At 61.8% G+C, this 25,194-nt stretch carries 19 protein-coding genes; 11 read left to right on the top strand and 8 right to left on the bottom strand.

The window, feature by feature from the left end; genetic code table 11:
• The first annotated feature begins 27 nt into the window (after window positions 1-27).
• The 4 genes from clpX (at window position 28) to FHR27_RS07455 (ending at window position 6,340) form a co-directional block, all read left to right on the top strand.
• The gene (gene clpX, locus FHR27_RS07470) at window positions 28-1,308 is read left to right on the top strand and encodes an ATP-dependent Clp protease ATP-binding subunit ClpX (protein WP_042552576.1); all 1,281 of its coding nucleotides are present in this window, start codon (window positions 28-30) and stop codon (window positions 1,306-1,308) included.
• 149 nt (window positions 1,309-1,457) lie between these two features.
• Window positions 1,458-3,854 carry an endopeptidase La gene (gene lon, locus FHR27_RS07465; protein WP_042552577.1) on the top strand — a complete coding sequence of 799 codons (2,397 nt, stop codon included), beginning with the start codon at window positions 1,458-1,460 and terminating at the stop codon, window positions 3,852-3,854.
• Between the two features lie 136 nt (window positions 3,855-3,990).
• A complete protein-coding gene (gene hupB / locus FHR27_RS07460) occupies window positions 3,991-4,263 on the top strand; it encodes a nucleoid-associated protein HU-beta (protein ID WP_003239952.1) in 273 nt (90 codons plus the stop codon).
• A 217-nt stretch (window positions 4,264-4,480) separates the two neighbouring features.
• Window positions 4,481-6,340: a SurA N-terminal domain-containing protein gene (locus FHR27_RS07455; RefSeq protein ID WP_179538198.1), complete on the top strand. Its 1,860-nt coding sequence runs from the start codon at window positions 4,481-4,483 to the stop codon at window positions 6,338-6,340.
• Between the two features lie 130 nt (window positions 6,341-6,470).
• Here FHR27_RS07455 and FHR27_RS07450 read toward each other — a convergent pair whose 3' ends face one another.
• The 7 genes from FHR27_RS07450 to gloB form a co-directional block, all read right to left on the bottom strand.
• On the bottom strand, window positions 6,471-8,084 hold the full coding sequence (locus FHR27_RS07450; RefSeq protein ID WP_179538197.1) for an ABC transporter ATP-binding protein: 1,614 nt from the start codon (window positions 8,082-8,084) through the stop codon (window positions 6,471-6,473).
• Between the two features lies 1 nt (window position 8,085).
• A complete protein-coding gene (locus FHR27_RS07445) occupies window positions 8,086-9,105 on the bottom strand; it encodes an ABC transporter permease (protein ID WP_042552580.1) in 1,020 nt (339 codons plus the stop codon).
• 3 nt (window positions 9,106-9,108) lie between these two features.
• Window positions 9,109-10,197 (bottom strand): microcin C ABC transporter permease YejB, encoded by a 1,089-nt coding sequence (locus tag FHR27_RS07440; protein WP_042552581.1) that lies wholly within the window; start codon window positions 10,195-10,197, stop codon window positions 9,109-9,111.
• Window positions 10,198-12,021, bottom strand: coding sequence for an extracellular solute-binding protein (locus FHR27_RS07435; protein WP_231570113.1), 1,824 nt, complete (start codon window positions 12,019-12,021; stop codon window positions 10,198-10,200).
• Window positions 12,022-12,044: 23 nt separating this feature from the next.
• Entirely contained in the window at window positions 12,045-13,877 is a 1,833-nt protein-coding gene (locus FHR27_RS07430) for an extracellular solute-binding protein (protein WP_179538196.1), read from the bottom strand.
• Between the two features lie 107 nt (window positions 13,878-13,984).
• Window positions 13,985-15,541 carry a LysM peptidoglycan-binding domain-containing protein gene (locus FHR27_RS07425; RefSeq protein ID WP_042552584.1) on the bottom strand — a complete coding sequence of 519 codons (1,557 nt, stop codon included), beginning with the start codon at window positions 15,539-15,541 and terminating at the stop codon, window positions 13,985-13,987.
• Window positions 15,542-15,640: 99 nt separating this feature from the next.
• On the bottom strand, window positions 15,641-16,414 hold the full coding sequence (gene gloB, locus FHR27_RS07420; protein ID WP_179540054.1) for a hydroxyacylglutathione hydrolase: 774 nt from the start codon (window positions 16,412-16,414) through the stop codon (window positions 15,641-15,643).
• 102 nt (window positions 16,415-16,516) lie between these two features.
• Between gloB and FHR27_RS07415 the strand changes: the two genes are divergently transcribed.
• The 7 genes from FHR27_RS07415 (at window position 16,517) to nudC (ending at window position 24,427) form a co-directional block, all read left to right on the top strand.
• Window positions 16,517-17,278 (top strand): class I SAM-dependent methyltransferase, encoded by a 762-nt coding sequence (locus FHR27_RS07415; RefSeq protein ID WP_179538195.1) that lies wholly within the window; start codon window positions 16,517-16,519, stop codon window positions 17,276-17,278.
• Between the two features lie 45 nt (window positions 17,279-17,323).
• Window positions 17,324-17,776 (top strand): ribonuclease HI, encoded by a 453-nt coding sequence (gene rnhA / locus FHR27_RS07410; RefSeq protein ID WP_042552587.1) that lies wholly within the window; start codon window positions 17,324-17,326, stop codon window positions 17,774-17,776.
• Window positions 17,769-18,512, top strand: a complete 744-nt coding sequence (gene dnaQ / locus FHR27_RS07405; protein WP_082045724.1) for a DNA polymerase III subunit epsilon — start codon at window positions 17,769-17,771, stop codon at window positions 18,510-18,512. Before rnhA ends, dnaQ begins: the two co-directional genes overlap by 8 nt.
• Before the next feature lie 115 nt (window positions 18,513-18,627).
• Complete coding sequence (locus FHR27_RS07400) at window positions 18,628-20,886, top strand: Orn/Lys/Arg decarboxylase N-terminal domain-containing protein (protein ID WP_179538194.1); 2,259 nt, start codon at window positions 18,628-18,630, stop codon at window positions 20,884-20,886.
• A 201-nt stretch (window positions 20,887-21,087) separates the two neighbouring features.
• Entirely contained in the window at window positions 21,088-21,900 is an 813-nt protein-coding gene (locus FHR27_RS07395; protein WP_042552589.1) for a crotonase/enoyl-CoA hydratase family protein, read from the top strand.
• A 38-nt stretch (window positions 21,901-21,938) separates the two neighbouring features.
• Window positions 21,939-23,597 (top strand): hypothetical protein, encoded by a 1,659-nt coding sequence (locus tag FHR27_RS07390; protein WP_042552590.1) that lies wholly within the window; start codon window positions 21,939-21,941, stop codon window positions 23,595-23,597.
• Window positions 23,597-24,427, top strand: a complete 831-nt coding sequence (gene nudC, locus FHR27_RS07385) for an NAD(+) diphosphatase (protein ID WP_179538193.1) — start codon at window positions 23,597-23,599, stop codon at window positions 24,425-24,427. The genes FHR27_RS07390 and nudC overlap by 1 nt, the downstream gene beginning before the upstream one ends.
• On the opposite strand, the gene FHR27_RS07380 is transcribed toward nudC, so the two are convergent.
• Window positions 24,395-25,180: a TSUP family transporter gene (locus FHR27_RS07380; RefSeq protein ID WP_179538192.1), complete on the bottom strand. Its 786-nt coding sequence runs from the start codon at window positions 25,178-25,180 to the stop codon at window positions 24,395-24,397. The two genes, nudC and FHR27_RS07380, sit on opposite strands and share 33 nt — an antisense overlap.
• Window positions 25,181-25,194 lie beyond the last annotated feature (14 nt).

Raw genomic sequence — 25,194 nt, 5'->3', positions numbered from 1 at the left:
TAAGCCTATCGGATTTGGATCGAACGAATGACTGACACCCGCAATGGCGAAGACAACGGCAAGCTGCTTTATTGCTCCTTCTGCGGCAAAAGCCAGCATGAAGTGCGCAAGTTGATTGCCGGACCCTCCGTCTTTATCTGCGACGAGTGCGTTGACCTGTGCAATGACATCATCCGCGAGGAGGTGCAGGAAGCACAGGCCGAGAATAACGCGCACAAATTGCCGGCTCCCAAGGAAATCAGCTCGATCCTCGATCAGTACGTGATCGGTCAGGAGCGCGCGAAAAAAATCCTGGCAGTCGCAGTGTACAACCACTACAAGCGCCTCAATCAGCGCGAGAAGAAGGATGATGTCGAGCTCGGCAAGAGTAATATCCTGCTGCTCGGCCCGACCGGTTCGGGCAAGACTCTGCTGGCCGAAACGCTTGCGCGTCTGCTCAACGTGCCGTTCACCATCGCTGACGCTACCACGCTGACCGAAGCGGGCTATGTGGGTGAGGATGTCGAGAACATCATCCAGAAGCTGCTGCAGAAGTGCGACTACGATGTCGAAAAGGCCCAGATGGGCATCGTCTACATCGACGAAATCGACAAGATTTCCCGCAAGTCTGACAACCCGTCGATTACCCGCGACGTGTCGGGGGAGGGTGTTCAGCAGGCGCTGCTCAAGCTGATCGAGGGCACCGTTGCCTCGGTTCCGCCGCAGGGCGGTCGCAAGCATCCGCAGCAGGAGTTCCTGCAGGTCGACACGCGCAATATCCTGTTCATCTGCGGTGGTGCTTTCGCCGGCATCGAGAAGGTCATTCAGAACCGTTCCACCAAAGGTGGCATCGGTTTCGGGGCTGAAGTGCGCAGCAAGGAAGCCGATAAGAAAATCGGTGAATCGCTGCGTGAAATCGAGCCGGATGATCTGGTCAAGTTCGGTCTGATCCCCGAGTTCGTAGGTCGCTTGCCGGTTATCGCGACCCTCGAAGAGCTCGATGAGGCTGCTTTGGTGCAGATCCTTACCGAACCGAAGAACGCACTGACCAAGCAGTACGGCAAGCTGTTCGAGATGGAGGGGGTGGATCTCGAGTTCCGTCCCGACGCGCTCAAGGCCGTCGCTGTCAAGGCGCTGGAACGCAAGACCGGTGCCCGTGGCCTGCGCTCGATTCTCGAAGGCGTATTGCTCGACACCATGTATGAGATTCCGTCGCAATCGGACGTCAGCAAGGTGGTCATCGATGAGAGTGTCATCGACGGCAGTTCCAAGCCGCTGTTGATCTACGAAAACAGCGAGCCGCCTGCCAAGGCAGCACCAGACGCATAACGCGTTTGTCATATGTTGAAAGCAAGGGGCCTGCGGGCCCCTTTGTTTTTGCCGACAGCAGTGCTTGTTTTTTCCTGGGGCTACCCCCATCTTAGGGCCAAGGGTAATCCCACCGTTTACGGCCGCAAGGCCGCTGTAGAGCCAAAATCATGAAGACAACCATCGAATTGCCTCTCCTGCCTTTGCGCGATGTCGTGGTCTATCCGCACATGGTCATCCCGCTTTTCGTGGGGCGCGAGAAATCCATCGAAGCACTCGAAGCGGCGATGAACGGGGAAAAGCAGATCCTGCTGCTGGCCCAGAAGAATCCCGCTGACGATGAACCGAGTGAAGAAGGGCTCTACCGAGTCGGCACCGTTGCGACCGTGCTGCAATTGCTCAAGCTGCCCGATGGCACCGTCAAGGTGCTGGTCGAGGGCGAGCAGCGCGGCGAGATCGAGCAGTTCTTCGAGGCCGACGGCTACAGCCGTGCCGAGGTCCAGCTACTCGACGAGATCGACGCGCCGGAGCGTGAGGCCGAGGTGTTCACCCGCAGCCTGCTCAGCCAGTTCGAACAATACGTACAGCTAGGCAAGAAAGTGCCTGCCGAAGTGCTGTCGTCACTCAACAGCATCGATGAGCCCAGCCGTCTGGTCGATACCATGGCTGCCCACATGGTGCTGAAGATCGAGCAGAAGCAGGAAATCCTCGAGATCGTCGATCTGCCGACCCGTGTCGAGCACGTACTGGCCCTGCTGGATGCCGAAATCGACCTGCTGCAGGTCGAGAAACGCATCCGTGGCCGCGTCAAGAAGCAGATGGAGCGCAGCCAGCGCGAGTACTACCTGAATGAGCAGATGAAGGCCATTCAGAAGGAGCTGGGTGACAACGAAGAGGGGCACAACGAGCTCGATGAGCTCAAGCGCCGCATCGAGAACGCCGGGCTGACCAAGGAAGCCTACGGCAAGGCCCAGGCCGAACTGAACAAGCTCAAGCAGATGTCGCCGATGTCCGCCGAGGCCACGGTGGTCCGTTCGTACATCGACTGGCTGGTCAACGTGCCCTGGAAGGCCCAGAGCAAGGTGCGCCTGGACCTGACCCGTGCCGAAAACATTCTCGATGCCGACCATTACGGCCTCGAGGAGGTGAAGGAGCGTATCCTCGAGTATCTTGCCGTGCAGAAGCGCGTGAAGAAGCTCAAGGGCCCCGTCCTGTGCCTCGTAGGCCCGCCTGGCGTGGGCAAGACGTCGCTGGCCGAGTCCATCGCCAGCGCCACCAACCGCAAGTTCGTGCGCATGGCCCTGGGTGGCGTACGGGACGAGGCGGAAATTCGTGGCCATCGGCGTACCTACATAGGTTCGATGCCTGGTCGTCTGATTCAGAAAATGACCAAGGTCGGCGTGCGCAACCCGCTGTTCCTGCTCGATGAAATCGACAAGATGGGCCAGGACATGCGCGGCGATCCTGCCTCCGCGCTGCTCGAAGTGCTCGATCCCGAGCAGAACCACAATTTCAACGACCATTATCTCGAGGTCGATTACGACCTGTCCGACGTGATGTTCCTGTGTACCGCCAACTCCATGAACATTCCGGCGGCACTGCTGGATCGTATGGAGGTGATTCGTCTGCCCGGTTACACCGAGGACGAAAAGGTCAATATCGCCGTCAAATACCTCGCGCCCAAGCAGATTCAGGCCAATGGCCTGAAAAAAACCGAGCTGGAATTCGAGGAAGCGGCGATCCGTGACATCATTCGTTACTACACGCGAGAAGCGGGTGTGCGTAGTCTCGAGCGGCAACTCGCCAAGGTCTGCCGGCGTGCGGTCAAGAAACACGCGAAGGAAAAACGCTTCCATGTGCTGGTCACGGCCGATTCGCTCGAGGACTTCCTGGGCGTTCGCAAGCACCGCTATGGCCTTGCCGAACAGCAGGATCAGATCGGCCAGGTAACCGGTCTGGCATGGACTCAGGTGGGCGGCGAGCTGCTTACGATCGAGGCGGCAGTGGTGCCCGGCAAGGGCAATCTGATCAAGACCGGCTCGCTTGGCGATGTCATGGTCGAATCGATCACAGCCGCGCAAACAGTGGTCCGCAGCCGTGCCAAGAGCCTTGGAGTGGCCCCGGATTTCTATGAGAAACGCGATATTCATATCCACATGCCCGAGGGGGCTACGCCGAAGGATGGCCCCAGTGCGGGCGTCGGCATGTGCACCGCATTGGTGTCCGCTCTGACCCAGATTCCCGTCCGCGCCGATGTGGCGATGACCGGGGAAATCACCCTTCGCGGGCAGGTTCTGGCGATCGGTGGCCTCAAGGAAAAACTGCTCGCGGCGCACCGTGGTGGAATCAAAACCGTGATCATTCCCCAGGAGAATGTTCGCGATCTGAAGGAGATTCCGGAGAACATCAAGCAGGACCTGCAGATTAAACCGGTTAAATGGATTGACGAGGTCCTGCAAATTGCGCTGCAATACGCCCCGGAGCCCTTGCCAGACGCGGCTCCGGAGTTGGTTGCAAAGGATGAAAAACGCGAGTCTGATTCCAAGGAGCGAATCAGCACGCATTAGCCGGGCGGCTTCCTTGACACAATTTTAGAGCCCTTGTTATAAAGCGGCTCTTATCGTGTCGGCAGAGCCATCCAGCACCCGATTCGCTTCCATTAAAATCAAGAAACAAACTCAACCGAAATTAAGGGGACTTAGAGTGAACAAGTCGGAACTGATCGATGCCATCGCTGCATCTGCTGATATCCCGAAAGCTGTTGCTGGCCGTGCGCTGGACGCAGTGATTGAATCCGTTACTGGCGCTCTGAAAGCTGGTGACTCCGTGGTACTGGTAGGCTTCGGTACTTTCGCTGTCAAAGAGCGCGCTGCTCGTACTGGCCGTAACCCGCAGACTGGCAAGCCGATCAGCATCGCTGCTGCCAAGATCCCAGGTTTCAAAGCTGGTAAAGCACTGAAAGACGCCGTCAACTAAGCGTCTTCGGGCTTTTGCCCGCCGGGTCGGTTAACCCCGGCTCGGTTGCGGAGCGGCAATAGGACCTTCTGGTCCGTAACGCCGGGGATTGTAGATTGATGATCCCGATCCGCTTCGCACGTTACGAGAAGGCGCATCCCAGGATGCGCCTTTCTTCTATCCGGATTTTACCCACGCTGCGCGGCCATTCTTAGTACGTGGTCGTTCTGGGGGAAGCATGCTGCAAAATATCAGGGACAATTCACAGGGTTGGATTGCCAAAACCATCATCGGCCTGATCGTCGTCCTCATGGCGTTGACCGGCGTTGACGCCATCATCACGGGTGCCAGCAACAGCCAGAATGCTGCCGAAGTGAATGGCCAGGCGATCAGCCAGAACGAACTCAATCAAGCTGTGGAAATGCAGCGCCGTCAGCTGTTGCAGCAGCTCGGCCAGGAATTCGACCCATCTCTGCTGGACGAAAATCTGCTGCGTGAGGCTTCGCTGAAAGGCTTGATCGAGCGTTCTCTGCTGCTGCAGGGCGCTGCGGATGCCAAATTCGCCTTTTCTCAACCCGCTCTCGATCAGGTAATCGTGCAGACACCTGAATTTCAGGTGGATGGCCGCTTCAACGCCGAGCGTTTCGATCAGGTGATCCGCCAGCTTGGCTACACCCGTATGCAGTTCCGTCAGATGCTCGAGCAGGAAATGCTGATCGGCCAGCTGCGTGCAGGTCTGTCCGGTAGCGGTTTCGTCACCGATGAAGAAGTGTCGGCATTCGCTCGCCTGGAAAAGCAGACCCGCGATTTCGCCACCCGCACCATCAAGGTGGATGCCGGCTCGGTGCAGGTCAGCGACGACGACGTCAAAGCTTACTACGACGCCCAGCAGTCTCAGTTCATGAGCCCGGAGCAGGTGGTACTCGAGTACGTCGAGCTGAAGAAGGATGCCTTCTTCTCGGAAATTTCCGTCAGCGACGAAGAGCTGAAGGCTGCCTACGAGTCGGAGATCGCCAACCTGGCAGAGCAACGCCAGGCAGCCCATATCCTCATCGAGGTCGGCGGCGACGTCAGCGACGAGCAGGCCAAAGCCAAGATCGACGACGTGCAGAAGCGTCTGCAGCAAGGCGAAGACTTCGCTGCGCTGGCCAAGGAGTTCTCCCAGGACCCGGGTTCCGCCAACGAAGGTGGTGATCTCGGTTACGCAGGCAAGGGTGTCTACGACCCTGCCTTCGAGGATGCCCTATACGCATTGAACAAGGACGAAGTATCGGCACCGGTACGCAGCGAATTCGGCTGGCACCTGATCAAGCTGCTGGGCGTACAGGCGCCTGAGGTCCCGACGCTCGCCAGCATGAAGGACAAGCTCGAGGCCGATCTCAAGGCGCAGCGTGTCGAGCAGCGTTTCGTCGAAGCTACCAAGCAGCTGGAAGACGCCGCATTCGAGTCCTCCGATCTGGTTCAGCCAGCTCAGGAACTCGGTCTGAAAGTGCAGACCAGCGAGCCGTTCGGTCGTCAGGGTGGCCAGGGCCTAGCCAGCAACCGTCAGGTGCTGCAGGCTGCATTCAGTCAGGAAGTCCTGGAAGATGGCAGCAACAGCGGTGCCATCGAGCTCGACCCGAGCACACTGGTGGTCGTTCGCGTCAAGGAGCACCGCAAGCCGCAACAGCTGACGCTGGAGCAGGTGAGCGACAGCATCCGTGGCCAACTGACCCAGACCCGTGCCAGCGAAGCGGCCAAGGCCGCTGGCGAGGCGCTGGTCGCCGAGCTGCGTGACGGCAAGGCGCAGGCAGAGGGCGGTGACTGGCAGGTGGTGGAAGCCGCTACCCGTAACCAGGAAGGTGTCGACCCGGCCGTGCTGCAGGCGCTGTTCCGCATGCCCAAGCCGACTGGTGACGCTTCCGAGTTCACTGGCGTTACGCTGGGCAACGGTGACTTCGTGGTGGTACGCCTGAAGGGTGTCAGCGAGCCTGAGCAGGCACTGAGTGATGAGGAGAAGGCGATGTACCGCCGTTTCCTCGCTTCGCGCAGTGGCCAGCAGGACTTTGCAGCCTTCCGCAAGCAGTTGGAGAGCAAGGCAGACATCGAGCGCTTCTAAGCGCCGCTGTCCGCCAGTGAGCAAAGGCCCCGGTTTCGGGGCCTTTGTGTTTCTGCCGACCTGTCTCGGTGCAAAGAAAAGGCCCCGCGTCGCAGGACAGCGGGGCCTTTTGCGTTGCATTACCGCAGGTTTATGCGCTGCTGGCCGGCGACAGAAACGCCGCTTCCAGCAGTTGCTGGGTGTAGGCGTGCTGTGGTGCCCGGAAGATCGCCTCGGCGTCGCCTTGCTCGACCACCTGACCTTGCTTGACCACCATCAACTGATGGCTGAGCGCTCGTACCACTGCAAGGTCATGGCTGATGAACAGGTAGGTCAGGTTGTACTTGGTCTGCAGCGAACGCAGCAGCTCGACGACCTGACGTTGCACGGTACGATCCAGTGCCGACGTAGGTTCATCCAGCAGAATCAGCGCCGGTTTGAGCACCAGGGCGCGAGCGATGGCGATACGTTGCCGCTGTCCACCGGAGAACTCGTGGGGGTAGCGGTGGCGGCTTTCGGGATCCAGACCGACTTCCTGAAGCGCGTCGATGATCGCCTGCTCCTGTTCGCCAGCATTGCCGATGCCATGGATACGCAGGCCTTCGCCAACGATCATGGCCACCGTCATGCGCGGGCTGAGGCTGCCGAAGGGATCCTGGAACACCACCTGCATCTGTCGCCTGAATGGACGCACCTGCGTTTGCGACAAGCCATCGAGTGACTGTTTGTCGAAGCGTATGCCGCCCTGGCTGCCGATCAGGCGCAAAATGGCCAGCCCCAGCGTGGATTTTCCGGAGCCGCTTTCGCCGACGATACCCAGCGTCTGGCCGCGCTGCAGGCTGAAATTGATGCCATCCACCGCTTTTACATGATCGACGGTGCGGCGCAGCAGGCCTTTCTTGATCGGAAACCAGACGCGCAGGTCATCCACTTCGAGCATGGTTTCAGCGGCTTGCGTGGCCACCGGGTTGCCATCCGGTTCGGCGGCCAGCAGTTCGCGGGTGTAGGGGTGTTGCGGGCTGGTGAACAGCGCCTCGCATTGAGCCTGTTCGACCAGTTCGCCGTTCTGCATCACGCAGACGCGGTTAGCGATACGTCGCACCAGGTTGAGGTCGTGGCTGATGATCAGCATGGCCATGCCCAGACGCGCCTGCAGCTCCTTGAGCAATTCGAGAATCTTCAATTGCACGGTGACGTCGAGGGCGGTGGTCGGCTCGTCGGCGATCAGCAGTTCCGGCTCGTTGGCCAGGGCCATGGCGATCATCACCCGTTGCCGCTGCCCGCCAGAGAGCTCGTGGGGCAGGGCCTTGAGGCGCTTCTGCGGCTCCGGTATGCCGACCAGCTCGAGCAGCTCCAGAGTGCGCCGTGTGGCTGCCTTGCCACTCAGGCCCTTGTGCAGGGCAAGCACCTCGTTGATCTGCTTCTCGATGCTGTGCAGCGGGTTCAGCGAGGTCATCGGTTCCTGAAACACCATGGCGATACGGTTGCCACGAATGCCGCGCAGCTTTCTCTCGCTGATCTTGAGCAGATCCTCACCGGCGTAGTGAATGCTGCCACTGGGGTGCTGCGCCTGCGGGTAGGGCAGCAAACGCAGGATCGAATGGGCGGTAACCGATTTGCCAGAGCCGCTTTCACCGACCAGAGCCAGGGTTTCGCCCCGGCGAATGTCGAAGCTGATGGTGTTGACCACCTGCCGGTGGCTGTCGCCATTGACGAATGCAACGGACAGGTCACGGACTTCGACGAGGTTTTCGGGATAGGTCATCTTATTTCCTCGGGTCGAAGGCATCGCGAGCGGCCTCACCAATGAACACCAGCAGGCTGAGCATGATGGCCAGCACGGCGAAGGCGCTGATCCCCAACCATGGCGCCTGCAGGTTGGACTTGCCCTGGGCGACCAGCTCGCCAAGCGACGGGGCGCCGGCAGGCAGGCCGAAGCCGAGGAAGTCCAGCGCGGTGAGGGTGCCGATGGCGCCAGTGAGGATGAAGGGCAGGAAGGTCATGGTCGACACCATGGCGTTGGGCAGGATGTGTCGGAACATGATCGAGCCATTGCGCATGCCCAGCGCGCGGGCAGCGCGCACGTACTCCAGGTTGCGGCCACGGAGGAATTCAGCCCGTACCACATCCACCAGGCTCATCCACGAGAAGAGCAGCATCAGCCCCAGTAGCCACCAGAAGTTGGGCTGCACGAAGCTGGCGAGGATGATCAGCAGGTACAGCACCGGAAGGCCTGACCAGATTTCCAGAATGCGCTGCCCGGTCAAATCGACCCAGCCACCATAGAAGCCTTGCAAGGCGCCCGCGGCAACGCCGATCACCGAGCTCGCCAGCGTCAGGGTCAGGGCGAACAGCACGGACACCCGGAAGCCGTAGATCACCCGGGCGAGCACGTCACGCCCCTGGTCATCGGTGCCCAGCCAATTGTCCGCCGAGGGCGGTGCGGGGGCGGGTACCTTGAGGTCGTAATTGATGCTGGAGTAGCTGTAGGGAATCGGCGGCCAGACCATCCAGCCATCCTTCTGCTCGATCAGATCGCGGATATACGGGCTTTTGTAATTGGCCTGCAGCGGGAACTCGCCACCGAAGGTGGTTTCCGGGTAGCGCTTGAGCACGGGGTAATACAGCTCGCCGTCATAGCTGACCACCAGTGGTTTATCGTTGGCGATCAGCTCGGCGCCGAGGGTCACGAAGAACAGCGCAAGGAAGATCCATAGCGACCACCAGCCCCGTTTGTGGGCCTTGAAGCGTTCGAATCGGCGTTGGTTGAGCGGGGAAAGGGCCATGAGTCAGGCCTCCCTGCTTTCGAAGTCGATACGCGGATCGACCAGGGTGTAAGTGATGTCGCCGATCAGTTTCACGACCAGTCCCAGCAAGGTGAAGATGAACAGGGTGCCGAAGACCACCGGATAATCGCGGTTGATCGCCGCCTCGAAACTCAGCAGGCCGAGGCCGTCGAGAGAGAAGATCACCTCGATCAGCAAGGATCCGGTGAAGAAGATGCCGATGAAGGCGGCCGGAAAACCGGCGATGATCAGCAGCATGGCGTTGCGGAACACGTGGCCGTAGAGCACGCGGGTGTTGCTCAGGCCCTTGGCCCTGGCGGTGGTCACGTATTGCTTGTTGATCTCGTCGAGGAAGCTGTTCTTGGTCAGCAGGGTGAGGGTGGCGAAGTTGCCGATCACCAGCGCCGTGACCGGCAGTGCCAGGTGCCAGAAGTAGTCCAGCAGTTTGCCGCTGAAGCTCAGTTCGTCGAAGTTGCTCGAGGTCAGTCCGCGCAGCGGGAACCAGTCGTAATAGCTACCACCAGCGAACAGCACGATCAGCAGGATGGCGAACAGGAATGCCGGAATCGCGTAGCCGATGATGATCGCCGAGCTGGTCCAGACGTCGAAGGCGCTGCCGTGTCGGGTGGCCTTGGCAATGCCCAGCGGAATGGATACCAGGTACATGATCAGGGTGCTCCATAGCCCGAGGGATATGGATACGGGCATCTTCTCCATGATCAGGTCGATGACCTTGGCGTCACGGAAGAAACTCTCGCCGAAATCCAGTTGGGCGTAGTTCTTGAGCATGATCCAGAAACGCTCGGGCGCCGACTTGTCGAAGCCGTACATCTTCTCGATCTCGGCGATCAGCTCGGGGTCGAGGCCCTGCGCGCCGCGGTAATTGGAACCGGCGGTGGACACCTCGCCACCGCCGCCTCCGGAGATTCTTCCGGTGGCCCCACCGGAGGCGGCATCGAAACCTTCGAGTTTGGCGATCATCTGCTCGACCGGGCCACCGGGGGCGGCCTGGATGATCACGAAGTTGATCACCAGAATGCCGAACAGGGTCGGAATGATCAGCAGCAGGCGCCGCAGGATATAGGACAGCATCTAGCGTTCTTCCTGCTCGGTGGTGGGCGCTTCTTCAGGGGTGACCACTTCGCCGACGGGTTTTTCCTGCCACCAGGTCATCAGGCCGTAATCGTACAACGGCGATTTTTCCGGATGCCCGAAGCGCTTCCAGTAGGCCACGCGGTAGGCGTCGACGTAATAGTTGGGCACGACGTAGTTGCCCCATAGCAGAACGCGATCCAGCGCTCTGGTATGGGTGATCAGCGACGCCCGCGAGTCGGAGCGGATCAAGCCGTCTACCAGTTGATCGATTGCCGGATCGCGCAAGCCGATGACGTTGCGGCTGCCTGGATTGTCGGCGCTGCTGGAGTGCCAGAATTCGCGCTGTTCGTTGCCTGGAGAGCTGGACTGCGGCCAGATCGTCGAGGTCATTTCGAAGTCCCGCGAGCGCAGGCGGTTGATGTACTGGGATACGTCGACGCGGCGGATCTGCAGGTCGATGCCCAGCTCCGCGAGATTACGCTTGAACGGCAGGATCACCCGCTCCAGGTTGGCCTGGTGATTGAGAAACTCGAAGGCCAGCTGGTTGCCGTTGGCGTCGACCATCTTGTCGTTCTCGATGCGATAGCCTGCCTCCGTGAGCAACTGATACGCGCGGCGCGCCTGGTCACGGATGATGCCGCTGCCATCGCTGACCGGTGATTTGAACGTCTCGGTGAACACCTTTTCCGGGATCTTCCCGCGCAGTGGCTCCAGCAGCTTCAGCTCAGCTTCGCTGGGCAGACCGGTGGCAGCCATTTCCGAGTTCTCGAAGTAGCTGTTGGTGCGCTTGTAGGCGCCGTAGAACAGCTGCTTGTTGGCCCACTCGAAATCGAACAGCAGCGCGATCGCCTCACGCACGCGTGGATCCTGGAACATCGGCTTACGGATGTTGAACACGAAACCCTGCATGCCGGCCGGATTGCGGTTGGGGAAGGCCTCCTGCACGAAGCGCCCGGCGCGCAGGGCCGGTGAGTTGTAGCCGGTGGCCCAATCCTTGGCCGAGTACTCGAGGTTGACGTCGAACTGGCCAGCCTTGAACGCCTCGAGGGCCACCGCCATGTCGCGGAAGTACTCGATGCGAATCTCGTCGAAGTTGTATTGGCCGCGGGCCACGGGCAGGTCCTTGGCCCACCAGTCCTTGACGCGCTCGAAGCGGATCGAACTGTTCGGCGAGAAACCCGCGATGCGGTACGGGCCGCTGCCCAGGGGAATTTCCAGGCTGCCTCGGGAGAAGTCACGCTCCGCCCACCAGTGCTTGGGCAGCACCGCCAACTGGCCGAGAATCAGCGGCAGCTCGCGGTTGCCGGCGTGTTTGAAGTCGAAGCGCACGGTGCGTTCGTTCTCGGCGACGACCTTGGCGACATCGGCGTAATAGTGCCGGTACATGGGGTCGCCATGTTCGAGAAGCGCGTTGAAGGTGAAGATCACGTCCTCGGCGGTCACTGGCTCTCCGTCGTGGAAGCGCGCCTTGGGGTTGAGGAAGAAGCGTACGTAGCTGTCGTCTGCGGCCTTTTCGACCTTTTCCGCCAGCAGCCCGTACTCGGTGAAAGGCTCGTCCGGCGAGTGGTAGGTGAGGGTGTCGTAGATCAGCCCTACACGGTCGGCCGCGTTACCTTTGGGGATGAACGGGTTGAAGCTGTCGAAGCCATTGAGGCCTGGCAGACGCAGGATGCCACCCTTGGGCGCATCGGGATTGACGTAGTCGAAATGCTTGAAGTTGGCCGGGTACTTCGGCGGCTCGCCGTAAAGCGTCAGGGCATGCTGTGGGGCAGCCTGGGACAGGCTGGCAAGGCCAAGCAGCAGCAGGGCGCTGCCATGCATCAGAAATGAGCGCAGTGGATGCGTCATCGGGTGTTCTCCGTGGTTTTCAGCCACCAGGTGCGCAGCCCCAGCGTGTAGGGCGGCGTGGTGACGAATGCAAAGCGATTGCGGTACGCCAGGCGGTGATAGTCGATGTACCAGTTTGGAATGGTGTAGTACTGCCAGAGCATCACCCGATCCAGGGCGCGGGTAGCGGCCACCTGTTCGTCGCGGCTGCGGGCAGAGAGCAGTTTTTCCAGCAGGGCGTCGACCACCGGGTCGTTGATGCCTGCGTAATTCTTCCCGCCCTTGACGCTGGCCTGGCTGGAGTGGAAGTACAGTGACTGCTCCAGGCCTGGGCTGAGGGTTTGCGGCAGGGTCAGCAATATCATGTCGAATTCGAACTGATCCAGACGTTGCTTGTACTGGGCACGATCCACGGTTCTCAGGTTGGCCTGTATGCCGATGCTCGCGAGGTTTTCGGTAAAGGGCTGAAGGATACGCTCGAGGTTGGGATTGACCAGCAGGATCTCGAAACGCAGCGCCTGTCCCTTGTCGTTCAGCAAGCGTTGGCCAGAGGGTTTCCAGCCAGCGTCGGCCAATAGACCGAGGGCATGGCGCAAGGTTTCGCGGGGGATGCCGCGGCCATCGGTGACCGGCATCTGGAACGGTTCGGTGAACAGCTTCGGCGGCAGTTGTGCACGAAAGGGCGACAGCAGCAGCCATTCTGCTCCTTCCGGCTTGCCCTTGGCAGAGAACTCGCTGTTCGGGTAGTAGCTTGCTGCACGGGTGTAGGAGCTGTTGAAGAGCGTGCGGTTGGTCCACTCGAAATCGAACATCAGGCCCAGGGCCTCGCGGACTCGCACGTCTTCGAAAGTGCCACGGCGCGTGTTCATGAACAGCGCTTGAGTCTGAGTAGGAATCTGGTGAGGAATTTCCGCACGTACCACATCGCCACGAGTGACGGCGGGGAAGCGGTAGCTGTTGGCCCAGTTCTTCGCCTGCTGTTCGATGTAGAGGTCGAACTCACCGGCCTTGAAGGCTTCGAAGGCGACATGGCTGTCGCGGTAGAAATCCACCTCGACGCGATCGAAGTTGTACTTGCCGCGGTTGACCGGCAACGAGGCGCCCCACCAGTCCTCGACCCGCTCGAAGCTCAGGCTGCGTCCGGGGTTGACCCGGGTGATTCGATAAGGGCCGCTGCCCAGTGGTGGCTCGAAGGTGGTCGCTTTGAAATCGCGGTCCTTCCAGTAATGCTGCGGCAGCACCGGCAACTCGCCCAGGCGCAGGATCAGCAGCGGATTGTTCGAGCGCTTGAGAACGAAACGCACGCGATGGCGATTGAGGATGTCGACCCGCTTCACTTCCTGCAGGTTGGTGCGGTACTGCGGGTGCCCCTCCTTGAGCAGCAGGCGGTACGAAAAAGCCACGTCGTAGGCGGTAATCGGCTTGCCATCATGGAAGCGTGCCTCCGGACGCAGATTGAACACCACCCAGCTGCGATCCTCGCTGTACTCCACCGACTGGGCGATCAGCCCGTAACTGGACGCGGGTTCATCACCGGAGGGGTCGTACATTCCGGTGCCGACCATCAGCGGCTCGTTCAGTTCGTTCACGCCATATTGCAGAAAGTTGGCCGTGGCGACCGGGCTGGTGCCCTTGAAGGTGTAGGGATTGAGCGTGTCGAAGCTGCCGGACGCCATGATCCGCAAGGTGCCGCCTTTGGGGGCCTCGGGGTTGACCCAGTCGAAGTGGGTGAAGCTGGCTGGATACTTGAGCGCACCGAACTGCGCATACCCGTGGCTTTCGCTGAGCGTTGCCAGGGCCGGGAAGCTGGTGGCCAGGCCGAAAATCAGCGAGAGGAGAGGGCGTCTCAAGTGCAATATCCGGTCCGGGGCGGCAAAGGTCTCCGTACAGTAACAGCTTGTCTGTACAGGAAAAAGACCGGCCCCGGCGGTGTGCATCAAGTGTGTTGCAATGCGCTTCAGTCAGGCAGGCGCAGGGTCAGGACCTGGCCTGGCTTGAGCGCCTTGCCGGTTCTCGGGTTCCAGCTCTGCAGGTTCTTCATCTGCACGTTGAAACGCTTGGCGATCAGGTGCAGCGAATCACCCTTGCGTACCTTGTAGTAGGTCACGTCGTCGCGCTCGGCGCGGGCGACTGCCTGGGTGCTCGCGCCCCCCTGCAGCTTGAGGTCCTGGCCGACGCGCAGGGCGTTGCCCTTGAGCGCGTTCCAGCGTCGGATGTCGGTGACCGAGACGTTGTGAGCCTTGGCGATCTGCCACAGGTTGTCACCGTTGCGCACCTGATAACTGCGCGAGGCGATGGCGGTATTGACCGTGCGTTGCGGCGTCGAGTCCGGTGCCGGTTGCGCCGTGCTTGGCAGATTGAGGTGCTGGCCGACGCGCAGGGTGTTGCCGGCGATCTGATTGAGCTCCTTGATACTGGCAACGCTCAGCTCGTAGCGGTTGGCGATGCCGTGCAGGTTATCGCCCGGACGCACCACGTACTCCTGCCAGTTCTGCAGATCCTCGGGCTTGAGAGTCGACAGGTTGGCAGTCAGCAGTTCGACTTTCTGCGTCGGCACCAGCAGATGCTGTGGGCCGTCGACGGTGATGCGCTTCTTGAAGGCCGGGTTGAGCAGGTAAAGCTCGTCTTCATCGACTTCGGCGAGTGCGGCGACCCGGGAAAGATCCATGCGCTGCTTGAGCTCCACCTCCTCGAAGTAGGGTTCGTTGGCGATCGGGCTCAGGCTCACGCCGTAAGCGTTGGGTGCCATGATCACCTGGGAAAGGGCAAGCAGCTTGGGCACGTAATTCTGGGTTTCCTGAGGCAGCGACAGGTTCCAGTAATCGGTGGGCAAGCCAAGCTTCTGGTTGCGCTCGATGGCCCGGCTGACTCGACCTTCACCGGCGTTGTAGGCAGCCAGGGCCAGCAGCCAGTCACCGTTGAACATCTCGTGCAGGCGGGCCAGGTAGTTCATGGCGGCCTGGGTGGATGCCGTGACGTCGCGACGGCCGTCGTACCAGCTGGTCTGGCGCAGGTTGAAGTTGCGCCCCGTGGAGGGGATGAACTGCCACAGACCCACCGCATCGGCTGGGGAATAGGCGAAGGGGTTGTAAGCGCTTTCGATCATCGGCAGCAGCGCCAGCTCCATCGGCATGTTGCGCTCCTGCAGGCGCTCGACGATGTAGTGGATGTAGGGACTGCTGCGCTCGCCGGATTTCTCGACGAACGACGGGTTGCTGGCAAACCACAGGCGTTGTTGCTCGATACGCGGGTTGACACCGATGTTGTCCTGCAACTGATAACCCGCGCGTACCCGCTCCCAGATGTCCTTGGGCTGCTCGGCCTGGGCCGATCCATTGATCCAAAGGGGCTCATGCGGCGTTCTGCCGCTCAAATCGACCGCTGGGGCTGAATCAACGTTCTGTTGATCCAGGCTCTGGCAGCCGCTGAGAACGGCACAGATGGCCACGGCGAGCGCCGGGTAGCGCAAGGCCAATGCCTTTGAATTCAATGAGTTACAAGGTTGCGAAGGCATTGGTTGGTGGGGGCGTCCTGGATCGAAAGTCGGGGGATTCTAGAAACCGATCCAGGGGTGGTCAAGTTTTGACCAGAATTTTGCGGCTCAGTCGGCGCTTCAGAAGCGATCCTTCCAGGCGCGCAACGCGGCGAAAACCTCGGCCTCGCTGTCGATCGGGCGACCCTCGCGGCTGGCGATCATTTCTTTAACCGATGTTTCAGCGCCGCGCAGAAAGGGGTTGGTCGCCCGTTCCAGTTCCAGCACGGAAGGCAGGCTGATACGACCCTGCTCACGCCATTCGGTGACCTGTTGCAGGCGTTCGGCGATCGCCGGATTCTCGGGTTCGACCGCGTGGGCGAAGCGCAGGTTGCTCAGGGTGTATTCGTGGGCGCAGTAGATCAGGGTGTCATCCGGCAATGCGGCGAGGCGTTGCAGCGAATGGTGCATCTGCGCTGGCGTTCCTTCGAACAGCCGGCCACAGCCTGCCGCGAACAGGGTGTCGCCACTGAACAGCCAGTGATGGTCGCCCTGGTAGAAGGCAATGTGGCCAAGGGTATGGCCCGGTACGTCGATCACCTGAAAGCAGAGGCCAAGCACTTCTATACGTTCGCCATCGACCAGCGCCTGGTCGCGGGCGGGGATGTTTTCCCTGGCAGGGCCATAGACGCGGGCACCGCTGTCACGGCGCAATTGCTCGACGCCGCCAACATGGTCGGGGTGATGGTGGGTGATCAGGATGTCGCTCAAGGTCCAGTCGGGACGAGCGTGCAGCCAGGCCTGCACGGGCGCGGCATCACCGGGGTCGACCACGGCGACACGCTTGCGCGGCTCATCCTGGAGCAGCCAGATGTAATTGTCCGAGAATGCACTCAGGGCTTCGATCTTGATCATCAGGTGGTCGCCAAGTTGGGGACAAAGGTGCATCTTAGGTGTCATTGTTGAAGATGGCCATGCAGGTGATCCCTATGAACAAGAGTCCGTGAGCAAGCGTCCATGAGCGACAATCCCTTTGCCCAGGCCGATGCCGATTGGCTCCAGCTGATCGGTGCTGCCCGAGAATGGTTCACCAGCCCGCTGGGGCGTCTGCTGCTGGAGCAGGAGCAGCGCCTGCTCGATGAAGAACTGGCACGCTTCTTCGGCGGCTATCTGGTGCATTACGGCCCCTGTGCCGAAACCGCCATCGAAACCCAGCAGATTCAGCGCAGCGTGCGCCTTGGCGCGCCATTCGCGGGGGTCGAGATCGTCTGCGAGGAACAGTCCTGGCCGCTGGTCGAGCATGCCGCCGATGTGGTGGTGCTGCAGCACGGTCTGGATTTCTGCCAGTCACCCCATGGGCTGCTGCGCGAAGCTGCACGCAGCGTGCGCCCTGGCGGCCATCTGCTGGTGGTGGGGATCAACCCGCTGAGTGCCTGGGGAGTACGCCATCTGTTCGCCCATGACATCCTCCACGACGCGCGCTGCATCGCTCCCGGGCGCCTTGGCGACTGGCTCAACCTGCTTGGCTTCGCGCTGGAGAAACGGCGCTTCGGATGTTATCGTCCGCCGCTTGCTTCCGCTGCCTGGCAGGCTCGGCTAGCCCCTCTGGAACGCTGGGGCGGAGCCTGGCAGTCGCCGGGTGGCGGTTTTTACGTATTGGTAGCGCGCAAGCTGGTGGTCGGCCTGCGCCCGCTGCGCCAGTCCCGTCGCGAGCCGATGGGCAAGCTGGTGCCCATGCCGGTAGCCAAGGTCAGCCGTCGCGATAGCGACGCGCCCTGAGCGCTGTTGCATTATCGAATCAGACCATAGATAGAAAGGCGCTGAATGTCCGAACAAGTTGAGCTTTACACCGACGGTGCCTGCAAGGGCAATCCCGGCGTCGGTGGCTGGGGCGCATTGCTGGTCTTCCAGGGTGTGGAGAAGGAGTTGTGGGGTGGTGAAGCCGTGACCACCAACAACCGCATGGAATTGATGGGCGCGATCCGCGGCCTGGCCGAACTGAAGCGCCCCTGTGACGTACGCCTGGTCACCGACTCGCAGTACGTCATGAAGGGCATTCAGGAATGGATGCCCAACTGGAAGAAGCGTGGCTGGAAAACCGCCGCGAAAGAGCCGGTGAAGAATGCCGACCTGTGGCAGCAACTCGACGAGCAGGTGAACCGGCACAACGTGACCTGGCAATGGGTGCGCGGCCACATCGGCCACCCCGGCAATGAACGTGCGGACCAACTGGCCAACCGCGGCGTCGAAGACATCAGGAGCATGAAGCGTGCGTAGAGTCGTACTGGATACTGAAACCACCGGTATGCCGGTCAGCGATGGCCACCGGGTCATCGAGATCGGCTGCGTCGAGGTCGAGGGTCGCCGCCTGACCGGACGCCACTTCCATGTATACCTGCAGCCGGATCGCGAGATCGACGAAGGCGCCATCGCGGTTCACGGCATCACCAGCGAAGACCTCAAGGACAAGCCGCGCTTCAAGGAAGTCGCTGACGAGTTCTACGAGTTCATCAAGGGCGCGCAGCTGATCATCCACAACGCGCCGTTCGACGTGGGCTTCCTCAATAACGAGTTCGCCCTGATCGGTCAGCACGATCGCGCCGATCTGGCCTCCTACTGCGATGTGCTCGACAGCCTGCAAATGGCCCGCGAGCGTCATCCGGGGCAGCGCAACAGCCTTGATGCGCTGTGCAAGCGCTATGGCGTTGACAACTCCGGCCGCGAACTGCACGGCGCCTTGCTCGACTCGGAGATTCTCGCCGACGTCTACCTGGCGATGACCGGTGGGCAGACCAACCTGTCCCTGGCGGGTGATGGTTCCGAAGGCGACGGCAATGGCCGTCAGCAGCCGACACCGATTCGTCGCCTACCGGCAGACCGTGCTCGGGGGGCGGTGATCGCCGCCAGCGCCGACGACCTTGCCGCACACGTCGCACGACTGGCCGCTATCGAGAAATCCGCTGGTGCGCCGGCCGTATGGGCGCAGATGGAGCAGGACACTTCCGCCTCCTGAGCGGCGAATTGCGACCTTTTCGTATAGCCGCGCCCGCGAGGGGTTCCGTCCTTTCCGGCGAGCCTCTACCCTGAGGGCACAGCGGGCCAATCCCGTGTGACCTCAGGTGTTGCTGATGTACAAAGACCTCAAGTTCCCCGTACTCATCGTTCATCGTGATATCAAGGCCGATACCGTGGCCGGCGAGCGGGTACGGGCCATCGCCCAGGAACTGGAGCAGGACGGTTTCACCATCCTCTCCACCGCCAGCTCGGCGGAAGGGCACATCGTCGCCTCGACCCATCATGGCCTGGCCTGCATCCTCGTCGCTGCCGAGGGCGCCGGGGAAAATCGCCATCTGCTCCAGGACATGGTCGCGCTGATCCGCATCGCCCGTCGGCGTGCGCCACAGTTGCCGATCTTCGCGCTCGGCGAGCAGGTCACCATCGAAAATGCACCGGCCGAAGCCATGGCCGACCTCAACCAGCTGCGCGGCATTCTCTATCTGTTCGAAGACACCGTGCCGTTTCTGGCCCGCCAGGTGGCACGTGCTGCCCGTAATTACCTCGATGGCCTGCTGCCGCCGTTCTTCAAGGCCCTGGTGCAGCACACCTCGCAGTCCAATTATTCCTGGCACACACCGGGCCATGGTGGTGGTGTGGCCTATCGCAAGAGCCCGGTCGGGCAGGCCTTTCACCAGTTCTTCGGCGAGAACACCCTGCGCTCCGACCTTTCGGTGTCGGTGCCCGAGCTGGGGTCGCTGCTCGATCACACCGGCCCGCTGGCCGCCGCCGAAGAGCGGGCCGCCCGCAATTTCGGCGCCGATCACACCTACTTCGTGATCAACGGCACCTCGACCGCCAACAAGATCGTCTGGCACTCGATGGTCGGCCGCGATGACTTGGTGCTGGTCGATCGCAACTGTCACAAGTCGATTCTCCACGCGATCATCATGACCGGCGCCATTCCGCTGTACCTGTCGCCGGAACGTAACGAGCTGGGCATCATCGGGCCGATTCCGCTGAGCGAGTTCTCCCGCGAGTCGATCCAGGCCAAGATCGATGCCAGCCCGCTGGCTCGGGGCCGTGAGCCCAGGGTCAAGCTGGCGGTGGTGACCAACTCGACCTACGACGGCTTGTGTTACAACGCCGAGCTGATCAAGCGCACCCTGGGCGATTCGGTGGAGGTTCTGCATTTCGACGAAGCCTGGTACGCCTATGCCGCCTTCCACGAGTTCTATGCCGGTCGCTACGGCATGGGCACCACCCGTGAGGCCGGTGGGCCCATGGTGTTCACCACCCATTCGACTCACAAGCTATTGGCGGCCTTCAGTCAGGCGTCGATGATTCACGTGCAGGATGGTGGCGTGCGCAAGCTCGACCGTGACCGCTTCAACGAAGCGTTCATGATGCATATCTCCACGTCGCCGCAGTACGGCATCATTGCCTCGCTGGACGTGGCCTCGGCGATGATGGAAGGGCCGGCCGGGCGCTCGCTGATCCAGGAAACCTTCGACGAAGCCCTGAGTTTCCGCCGCGCGCTGGCCAACCTCGGTCAGAGTTTGAGCAGCGAGGACTGGTGGTTCAGCATCTGGCAGCCGCCGCAGACCGAAGGTGCCGACGACGTGTCGACGCCCGACTGGCTGCTGCAGCCCGAGGCCGACTGGCACGGTTTCGGCGATGTGGCCGAGGATTACGTGCTGCTCGACCCGATCAAGGTGACGCTGGTGATGCCGGGACTGACCGCAGGCGGTCGTCTCCACGAGCGTGGTATTCCTGCCGCGGTGGTCAGCAAGTTTCTCTGGGAGCGTGGTCTGGTGGTCGAAAAGACGGGGCTGTATTCGTTCCTCGTGCTGTTCTCCATGGGGATCACCAAGGGCAAATGGAGCACCCTGCTGACCGAGTTGCTGGAATTCAAGCGCAGCTATGACGCCAACCTGCCGTTGAGCGCCGTGTTGCCGTCCATCGCCCGGGAAGGCGCAGGCCGCTATCAGGGCATGGGCCTGCGTGATCTGTGCGACGCCTTGCACGACTGCTACCGGGAAAACGCCACCGCCAAATCTCTCAAGCGTATGTACACCGTGTTGCCACAGATTGCCCTGAAGCCCGCCGATGCCTATAACCAGTTGGTACGTGGCGAGGTCGAGGAGGTGCTTGTCGACGACGTGCAGGGGCGCATCGCTGCAGTGATGCTGGTGCCTTATCCGCCGGGTATTCCGCTGATCATGCCGGGTGAGCGATTCACCACGGAAACCCGCTCGATCATCGATTACCTGCGCTTCGCACAGGCCTTCGAGCAGCGCTTCCCGGGTTTCGACGCCGATGTGCATGGGCTGCAGCGTCACGAGGGCGAGCAGGGCAGTTATTACACCGTGGATTGCATCATCGAGGCATGAACCGGGCGCAGCCGTCATGCTGAAACACCCGCTTGGGCCAGGCGTGCTCCACGTCACACCGGGCGTGATCGACTTTCAGGCGCTGCTTGCTATAGTTGCCCGGTTTGCAAGCAGCTGCCTTGGCGGCGCTCTCAGAGCCGCTGACAAGAATCCGTTCAACGTACCCCGGGCGCCCAGCGCCGTCTGCCGAGGATGACTGCAATGCCCGAATATCAGGCCTTTCGTGTCGAGCTGCTGGACAAGGTCGCCCACGTGGTGATCAACCGCCCCGACAAGATAAATGCGATGAATGCCGCCTTCTGGACGGAGATCATCGAGATCTTCCGCTGGATCGACGAGACCGACGAAATTCGAGCTGTGGTGTTGTCCGGTGCCGGCAAGCACTTCTCTTCGGGCATCGATCTCAGCCTGCTGGCCCAGGTCGGCACGCAGCTGGGCAAGGACCCCGGCCGTAACGCGCGGACGCTGCGACGCAAGATTCTCGACCTGCAGGCCTCGTTCAATGCCGTCGACGGCTGCAGCAAGCCGGTGTTGGCCGCCATTCACGGTTATTGCCTGGGCGGCGCGGTCGATCTGGTGTCGGCCTGCGACATGCGTTACTGCGCCGAGGATGCCCAGTTCGCCATCAAGGAGATCGATATCGGCATGGCCGCCGACGTCGGCACCCTGCAGCGTCTGCCACGGATCATCGGTGATGGCATGCTGCGCGAGCTGGCGTTCACCGGGCGTAGCGTGGGCGCGGCAGAGGCCCGGGAGATTGGCCTGGTCAACCAGGTATACGGCGATTTCGACGCATTGCTCGCCGGGGTGATGGACATTGCGCGCGTGATCGCCGCAAAATCCCCGGTTGCCGTGCGCGGCACCAAGGAAATGATCCGCTATATGCGCGATCATCGCGTCGACGACGGCCTCGAATACGTCGCCACCTGGAATGCTGCCATGTTGCAATCCGCTGACCTGCGTGTGGCCATGGCGGCCCATATGAACAAGCAGAACCCCGAGTTCGCTGATTGATTGCGGTTCTATCACCTGTGCGGGAGGCACAATAGCGAATGGTTTCTGGAGCATCGTCACTGGGGCTGGTTCGCGACGAACTGTTCGCCACGATCGAAGAGGCCGAAGCGAGCCTCGAACAGTTCATCGTCGAGCGTAATAACGGCAGCTTGCTGCAACAGGCCGTGGACAACCTGCAACAGGTGCGTGGCACGCTCAACCTGATCGAGCTCACCGGTGCCGAGCTGCTGGCCCAGGAAGTGCTCGACCAGGCCACAGACATTCCCGCTGGTGTGGGCCCTGAACGTGACGCCCAGTTGGCGGCGCTGAGCAATGCTCTGCATGTGCTGCGTCGGTATCTGGAAGGCCTTGACGCGCATCGCCAGGAAATGCCCGAACTGCTGCTGCCGGCGATCAACGATCTGCGCCACGCCTGCAAGCAGCCGCCGCTACCGGAGAGCTTCTTCTTCAGCGTGCGCCTCGACCAGGCCAGGCCGCGCATGGTGCCGCCTGCGCTGGACGCAGCCGCCAAGGAAAACGAAGGCCGCCGCCTGCGACAGATGTACCAGGTCGGTTTGCTTGGCTTCATCCGCGAACAGAACCCGGCCGCCAGCATGCGCCTGATGGGCCGCGCGATGAGCCGCCTGGACGGGCTGTTCGCCAACGAGCCGCGCGGTCGTCTGTGCTGGTTGGGGGCGGCTGCCCTGGAGGCTCAGAACGATGGTCAGCTGTTGCCGCGCAAATCGCGCAAGCAGCTGTTCTCGCGGATCGACCGCGAATTGCGGCAGATCCTCGCCAACGGTGCCTACGAACCGCCGCGCAGCCTGCTCAAGGAGTTGCTCTACCTGGTCGCGTTGTCCGGCGGCCAAGGGGCACTGGCAGCCGAGGTGCGCGAGTTGTTCGGCATCACTCCGTTGCCGTTCACCGATCACCTGCTGGAAGAGGAATATCAACGGCTATCCGGGCCCGGCAAGGCGGTCATGCGTTCGCTCAGCTCGGCCATCCGTGAAGAGCTGGCCAGCGTCAAGGACCTGCTCGATCTGATCGAGCGCGGTACGTTGCAGGGTGACGGGCTGAGCAGCTTGCATGCGCTGCTGGGCAAGCTGAGCAAGACCCTCGCCATGGTCGGCCTCAGCTCCGCAGGCAACTCCCTGGCCAACCAGTTGCCAACCGTCGCTGCCTGGTGCGAAGGCGCTGCGGCCCAGCCGGATGAATTGATCACCCTGGCCGATGCCGTGCTCTATGTCGAAGGGATGGTGGCCACCCTCGAACGTGGCGAGCGAGTGGTCACGCCACGGCCGGAGCCAGAAGTATGCACCTTCGCGCAGCATCAGCTCTTCGAAGCGCGCATCGTGGTGCTGGACGAGGCGCGTGCCGGTCTCGCCCTGGCCAAGCGTGCGATCACTGCCTACCTCGAAGCCGCCGGTGATCGCATGCACCTGGCCAACGTGCCGTTCAGCCTGCAGGCGGTTCGCGGCGGCCTGTGGTTCCTCGGCCAGGAACGCGCTGCGGCCTTGGTGGGTGCCTGTGCCGACTACATCCAGACGCAGATGCTCGATGCCGAGCAGATGCCTGCCGAAACACGCCTGGAGGTGCTCGCCGACGCGCTGAGCAGCCTCGAATACTACCTGGAAGCCGACAACGGTCTGGCGCAGCCAAGCGTGCTGGATCTGGCCACGGAAAGCGTGCGCGCCCTGGGTCAGCCGGTGGCCGCCTGATGCGTTCGGGCTGGGTTCCTCAACTGTTGGATTGCCGGCAGCCTGGCGGCCTGGTGCTGGCACACCATCGCCAGCATTTTCTGGGCGACGCCCATGGCCTGCTGTTTCCCCGTGACTGGCTGAAGAGTCAGAGCCTGCCGGTGATCGCCGAGCATGGTCTCGGCCATTTTCGCGGTGAGCCGCTCTACCTCCTCGAGCTCGATGACAAGGCGGAGCTGCCGGGGTGCAGTTGGCAGGGCCTGCGTCAGGTCATGCTCGAAGGCGACGCCGAGTTGTTCCAGATGCTCGGCTATGCGGCGCAGATCGGCACCTGGGCCAGTGACAACCGGTTCTGTGGTGGCTGTGCCACGGCCATGCAATCCGTCGCTGGCGAGCGGGCCATGCACTGCCCGCGCTGCAACCTTCGTCAGTACCCGCGTTTGTCGCCGAGCATGATCGTGCTGGTCACGCGCGGTGACGAGGTCTTGCTGGCGCGCTCACCGCGCTTCGTCACCGGCGTGTACAGCACCCTGGCCGGCTTCGTCGAACCCGGCGAGTCGGTGGAGCAGTGCGTCGCCCGGGAAGTGCGCGAAGAGGTGGGCGTGGAGGTGTGCGACATCGAGTACCAGGGCAGCCAGAACTGGCCGTTTCCGCACTCGCTGATGCTCGGCTTCCATGCTCGCTATGCCGGTGGCGAGATCGTCAGGCAGGAGGAGGAGATCGAGGACGCGCAATGGTTCTCCGTGCATGAGCTGCCACCATTACCGGCGTCTCGGTCCATCGCTCGATACCTGATCGATCTGTATGTGGCGCGCCGCTTAGGCCGCGCTGAACCAGTGCTGCCAGACTAGCCGCGTAGTCAGCCCCAGAACCACCAGAATGAACACGGGGCGGATGAACCGGGAGCCGCCGCCTATGGCGGTGCGCGCGCCGAGAAAGGCGCCGGCCATCAGCGAGAAGCCCATGCATAGCCCCAGCACCCAGGCTACCTGACCCGCCGCGATGAACACCGCCAGCGCACAGGCATTGCTGATGAAGTTCATCGAGCGCGCCACGCCGCTCGCGCGGACCAGATCCAGCGGGTACATCAGCAGCGTACTGACCGTCCAGAACGCACCGGTTCCTGGGCCGGCCACGCCGTCGTAGAAACCCAGGGTCAGGCTCTGCGGCCACTGGCGTTTTTTAGCGATCGGCAGGTCGGCGTCCAGCGGAGCGCTGGGGGTCTTGCCGAACAGCAGATAGAGGCCGCAGGCGAACACCACCACCGGCAGCATCTTGTTGATCCACTCCGCAGGCATCCAGTGCACCAGCACGGCACCGGCAATGGCGCCGATGGCCGTGCCGATCATCGCGTTGCGCCACTTGGCCGGGGTGAACAGCTTGCGCCGATAGAAGGTATAGCCCGCAGTACCGGAGCCGAAGGTCGCACAGAGTTTGCTGGTTCCCAGCACCAGGTGCGGTGGCATGCCGGTGGTGAGCAGCGCGGGAATGGTCAGCAGGCCGCCGCCCCCGGCGATGGCGTCGATGAATCCGGCGATGAAGGCAACCAGGGCGAGCAGCAGCAACGTCGTGGGATCGACGGCCATTTCGAACGGGAGGGACATAAAAGGCGACCTGT

The organism is Pseudomonas flavescens (assembly GCF_013408425.1).
GTDB classification, from domain to species: Bacteria; Pseudomonadota; Gammaproteobacteria; order Pseudomonadales; family Pseudomonadaceae; genus Aquipseudomonas; species Aquipseudomonas fulva_A.
Note: the sequence above shows the minus strand (reverse complement) of the source record. Positions and strands in the feature narration are given on the sequence as shown.

What these genes read in the sequence shown, in the direction of transcription:
- clpX (WP_042552576.1), top strand. Translation starts at nt 28, where the DNA reads ATGACTGACACCCGCAATGGCGAAGACAACGGCAAGCTGCTTTATTGC.
- lon (WP_042552577.1), top strand. Translation starts at nt 1,458, where the DNA reads ATGAAGACAACCATCGAATTGCCTCTCCTGCCTTTGCGCGATGTCGTG.
- FHR27_RS07455 (WP_179538198.1), top strand. Translation starts at nt 4,481, where the DNA reads ATGCTGCAAAATATCAGGGACAATTCACAGGGTTGGATTGCCAAAACC.
- FHR27_RS07450 (WP_179538197.1), bottom strand. Translation starts at nt 8,084, where the DNA reads ATGACCTATCCCGAAAACCTCGTCGAAGTCCGTGACCTGTCCGTTGCA.
- FHR27_RS07445 (WP_042552580.1), bottom strand. Translation starts at nt 9,105, where the DNA reads ATGGCCCTTTCCCCGCTCAACCAACGCCGATTCGAACGCTTCAAGGCC.
- FHR27_RS07440 (WP_042552581.1), bottom strand. Translation starts at nt 10,197, where the DNA reads ATGCTGTCCTATATCCTGCGGCGCCTGCTGCTGATCATTCCGACCCTG.
- FHR27_RS07435 (WP_231570113.1), bottom strand. Translation starts at nt 12,021, where the DNA reads ATGCATGGCAGCGCCCTGCTGCTGCTTGGCCTTGCCAGCCTGTCCCAG.
- FHR27_RS07425 (WP_042552584.1), bottom strand. Translation starts at nt 15,541, where the DNA reads ATGCCTTCGCAACCTTGTAACTCATTGAATTCAAAGGCATTGGCCTTG.
- gloB (WP_179540054.1), bottom strand. Translation starts at nt 16,414, where the DNA reads ATGATCAAGATCGAAGCCCTGAGTGCATTCTCGGACAATTACATCTGG.
- FHR27_RS07415 (WP_179538195.1), top strand. Translation starts at nt 16,517, where the DNA reads ATGAGCGACAATCCCTTTGCCCAGGCCGATGCCGATTGGCTCCAGCTG.
- rnhA (WP_042552587.1), top strand. Translation starts at nt 17,324, where the DNA reads ATGTCCGAACAAGTTGAGCTTTACACCGACGGTGCCTGCAAGGGCAAT.
- FHR27_RS07400 (WP_179538194.1), top strand. Translation starts at nt 18,628, where the DNA reads ATGTACAAAGACCTCAAGTTCCCCGTACTCATCGTTCATCGTGATATC.
- FHR27_RS07395 (WP_042552589.1), top strand. Translation starts at nt 21,088, where the DNA reads ATGCCCGAATATCAGGCCTTTCGTGTCGAGCTGCTGGACAAGGTCGCC.
- FHR27_RS07390 (WP_042552590.1), top strand. Translation starts at nt 21,939, where the DNA reads ATGGTTTCTGGAGCATCGTCACTGGGGCTGGTTCGCGACGAACTGTTC.
- nudC (WP_179538193.1), top strand. Translation starts at nt 23,597, where the DNA reads ATGCGTTCGGGCTGGGTTCCTCAACTGTTGGATTGCCGGCAGCCTGGC.
- FHR27_RS07380 (WP_179538192.1), bottom strand. Translation starts at nt 25,180, where the DNA reads ATGTCCCTCCCGTTCGAAATGGCCGTCGATCCCACGACGTTGCTGCTG.